Origin of the sequence: Nodosilinea sp. LEGE 07298, from assembly GCF_015207265.1 — a bacterium.
Taxonomy (GTDB): domain Bacteria; phylum Cyanobacteriota; class Cyanobacteriia; order Phormidesmidales; family Phormidesmidaceae; genus Nodosilinea.
Window position 1 is genome coordinate 1 of record NZ_JADEXE010000597.1, and the last position, 1,150, is coordinate 1,150.

The following is a 1,150-nucleotide window of genomic DNA, read 5'->3' on the forward strand; positions in this document are numbered from 1 at the left end:
CCCCTGCACCCGTAGCCAATCAAACGTGGCGCAAAGGGCTGGGTTCATCGGCTTGACCCGCTGGGGTTTGAAAGATCCATTCCATGGGGTGGACAGCGCCCGTGACCAGTTCCAGACGGTTGACCGTGGGCTGCTGGTTCACCAGGGCATAGACCAATACCCCATCCCAAAACATCTCCAGGCGATCGGGTTCGCGCTCCGCTGTCCATTCCACATCGAGCTGCATTTCATTGCCTTCCACATGCACGGCCTTTTGCCCATCGCACAAAATCACGATGGACTGGGGACGGTAGTCGGCGGGCAAGGGGGCCAGGGTCATCATCGTTCAAGTCCTGCTGATGTCGGGGTGGGAACACGGTCTGATTCTAGGCGCTGCACAAATCGCTGAAACCGTTGACAGTCTTCAGCTGTCACCACCGTGCGTTGAATTTTCCCCTGGGCCATTTCCAGAATGGTCTGGGGTTGAGGTGTCACCCGGCGGACGGTCAGCCGGTCGGCGGTCTGTTTCAGTTCATAGACTTTGCCGCGAAACTGTGTGTGTGTGCCTCGGGTCTGCCCGATCACCGACAAGATTTTCTGGGAGGCTTGGGCCACATATTCTCCCCGCTGCTGCAATGCCTGATATTGGGCCAGATCTTGAGCCATCGCCTGCTGTAGGTTTGGCGCAAGGCTAAAGCCGTTGCCGTTGGCCTGTTTGGCTGAAAAGCCTAACTGCTTGATCTGTTCCAGGTGCAGCGGGTCATGGCCCAAATCGCGGGCAGCGCGATACCAGTCGCGCAGGGTGTCTAGGGCTGAATGCTGTAACGGTCCTGGGGACTCCGGCACTACCTCATTTACCTGTTGCCCCTGCTCGGCTACTGCTGGAACCGTAGGCGCTGGCAATGATTCTGTAGGCTGCGCTGTAATGACCTTTGATACTGGCGCTGTTGGCTGAGGTTCTCCTGCCGAGCTAGTCCAGGCTGGATCGGCAGTCTGACGACCCTTGTGTCCATTTTGGTTTCCCCCATTGAACTGGTCGAGGTCAAACAGATTTTGTACCTGAAATTCAGGCTCCTTAGACGCTGGCGCTGGGGTCTGGGGCTGGGGAATCGGCTCAACAGGAGCTTGGGCTGGTTCTTCAAGGGCGGTTGGTTCGGGGGAATAATGGGGG

Annotated in this window: 1 protein-coding gene and 1 pseudogene; both read right to left on the bottom strand. The window is 57.7% G+C overall.

Annotation, left to right across the window (positions count from 1 at the left end):
• Nucleotides 1-19 precede the first annotated feature (19 nt).
• Entirely contained in the window at nucleotides 20-322 is a 303-nt protein-coding gene (locus tag IQ273_RS33305) for a hypothetical protein (protein WP_194027340.1), read from the bottom strand.
• Nucleotides 319-1,150: pseudogene (locus IQ273_RS33310) on the bottom strand (hypothetical protein); the annotation flags it as partial. The pseudogene IQ273_RS33310 and the gene IQ273_RS33305, both read right to left, overlap by 4 nt.

Bases quoted from the DNA above. Each gene is read 5' to 3' on its own strand.
- IQ273_RS33305 (WP_194027340.1), bottom strand. From the start codon at position 322: ATGATGACCCTGGCCCCCTTGCCCGCCGACTACCGTCCCCAGTCCATC.